Genomic DNA, 2,481 nt, shown 5'->3' with positions numbered 1-2,481 from the left:
TTCATGGACATTTTCATCCAGCAGATCATCAACGGATTGGTGCTAGGCAGCATGTACGCACTGATCGCCCTGGGCTACACCATGGTGTACGGGGTGCTGAACCTGATCAACTTTGCCCACGGCGACATCCTGATGGTAGGGGCCATGGTCGGCCTGTCGATCCTCAAATTGGTGCAGCAGGTGGCGCCTGACCTGCCGGGCATCGTCAAGCTGATCATCGCCATCGTGGGGGCCATCCCGGTGTGCGTGATCGTGAGCTTGCTGATCGAACGCATCGCTTATCGTCCGCTGCGCAATGCGCCGCGCCTGGCGCCGCTGATCACCGCCATCGGCGTGTCGATCCTGCTGCAGACCTTCGCCATGATGATCTGGGGCCGCAGCCCGCTGCCGTTCCCGCAGATCATGCCGTCGAACCCGGTCAACATCGCCGGTGCCCTGATCTCGCCGACCCAGATCATGCTGTTGATCCTGGCCCTGGCCGCGATGATCGGCCTGGTGCTGATCGTGGAGAAGACCAAGATGGGCCGCGCCATGCGCGCCACCGCCGAGAACCCGCGCATCGCTGGCTTGATGGGCGTGGACGCCAACCGCGTCATCATCGTCACCTTCGCCATCGGCGCCGCACTGGCCGCCATCGCCGGCGTGATGTGGGCCGCCAACTATTCCACCGCGCAATTCGCCATGGGCTTCGTGCCGGGCCTGAAGGCCTTCTCGGCAGCGGTGCTGGGCGGTATCGGCAACATCTACGGCGCCATGCTGGGCGGCATCCTGCTGGGCCTGATCGAAAGCCTGGGCGCCGGTTACATCGGCGACCTGACCGGCAACTTCCTGGGCAGCAACTACCAGGACATCTTCGCCTTCATCGTGCTGATCATCGTGCTGACCCTGCGTCCGTCCGGGATCATGGGTGAGCGTGTTGCGGACCGTGCCTGAGTTTTTAAGATTTAAAACCTTAAAACTTAAAAACTTAAAAACAGAAACTTAGAAACTTAAGAAATCGGAAGAGAACACTATGGCTCTCATGACCTTCGACATGAAGCGCAACCCCCAGCAGGCGCGGTTCAGCCTGCTGGCGCTGTTGGCGCTGATGATCATCTTCCCCATGATCGCCCAGCATTTCGGCAATTCGTGGGTGCGCATCATGGATATGGCGCTGCTCTACATCATGCTGGCCCTGGGCCTGAACGTGGTGGTGGGTTTCGCAGGCCTCTTGGACCTGGGCTACATCGCCTTCTATGCCATCGGTGCGTACAGCGCCGGCCTGCTGGCTTCGCCGCAGTTCGCTGCGGTGATCGAATCCTTCGTCAACACCTATCCGGCCATCGGCAATTTCCTGGTCTGGCTGTGCGGTCCGCAGATCGTGCAGAACGGCATCCACTTGTCGCTGTGGCTGATCGTGCCGATCTCGGGCGTGCTGGCGGCGATCTTCGGTGCCCTGCTGGGTGCCCCGACCCTGAAGCTGCGCGGTGACTACCTGGCCATCGTGACGCTGGGCTTCGGCGAGATCATCCGCATCTTCATGAACAACCTCAACGCGCCGGTGAACATCACCAACGGTCCGCAGGGCATCAACCTGATCGACCCGATCCGCGTGTTCGGCGTATCGCTGGCCGGTGAGCCGGGTTCGGGTTCGATGGTCAAGGTCTTTGGCATGAACCTGCCCTCGGTGAACGCGTACTACTACCTGTTCCTGGTGCTGTGCATCTTCGTGATCTTCTTCTCGTCCCGCCTGCAGGATTCGCGCCTGGGCCGTGCCTGGGTGGCCATCCGTGAAGACGAGATCGCTGCCAAGGCGATGGGCATCAACACCCGCAACGTCAAGCTGCTGGCCTTCGCCATGGGCGCATCGTTTGGTGGCGTGGCCGGTGCCATGTTCGGTGCCTTCCAGGGCTTCGTCTCGCCGGAATCCTTCTCCCTGACCGAATCCATCGCCGTGCTGGCCATGGTGGTGCTGGGCGGCATCGGCCACATTCCTGGCGTGGTGCTGGGTGGCGTGATCCTGGCGGCGCTGCCCGAAGTGCTGCGCCATGTGGTGGAGCCGCTGCAGATGGCCATTTTCGGGAAGGTGTGGATCGATGCCGAAGTGCTGCGCCAGCTGCTCTACGGCCTGGCCATGGTGATCATCATGCTGACCCGTCCGGCTGGCCTGTGGCCCTCGCCGCGCCATGAAGACCGTCCCGAAGTGGACCATACCAAAGTCGGTACCACCGGCGAAGTCAAAGCCTAAGCAGGAGATAAGAAGATGAGTCAGACACTGCTCAAGATCCGTGACGTCAGCAAGCGTTTCGGCGGCCTGCAAGCCTTGAATGGCGTGGGCATCACCATCGAGCGCGGCCAGATCTATGGCCTGATCGGCCCCAACGGCGCCGGCAAGACCACGTTCTTCAACGTCATCACGGGCCTGTACCAACCCGATACCGGCAGCTTCGAACTGGATGGCAAGCCTTATTCGCCGAGCGCCCCGCACGAAGTGGCCAAGGC

General features: G+C 61.6%; 3 protein-coding genes. All 3 read left to right on the top strand.

Annotated elements, in window-relative coordinates; genetic code table 11:
* The first annotated feature begins 3 nt into the window (after nucleotides 1–3).
* Nucleotides 4–933: a branched-chain amino acid ABC transporter permease gene (locus FYB76_RS26495; protein WP_088755204.1), complete on the top strand. Its 930-nt coding sequence runs from the start codon at nucleotides 4–6 to the stop codon at nucleotides 931–933.
* A 79-nt stretch (nucleotides 934–1,012) separates the two neighbouring features.
* On the top strand, nucleotides 1,013–2,227 hold the full coding sequence (locus FYB76_RS26490; protein ID WP_154135601.1) for an ABC transporter ATP-binding protein: 1,215 nt from the start codon (nucleotides 1,013–1,015) through the stop codon (nucleotides 2,225–2,227).
* 15 nt (nucleotides 2,228–2,242) lie between these two features.
* A partial coding sequence (locus tag FYB76_RS26485; RefSeq protein ID WP_154135600.1) for an ATP-binding cassette domain-containing protein occupies nucleotides 2,243–2,481 on the top strand: 239 nt, incomplete at its 3' end.

Origin of the sequence: Herbaspirillum sp. CAH-3 (genome assembly GCF_009668275.1) — a bacterium.
Lineage (GTDB): Bacteria > Pseudomonadota > Gammaproteobacteria > Burkholderiales > Burkholderiaceae_D > Herbaspirillum > Herbaspirillum aquaticum.
Note: the sequence above shows the minus strand (reverse complement) of the source record. Positions and strands in the feature narration are given on the sequence as shown.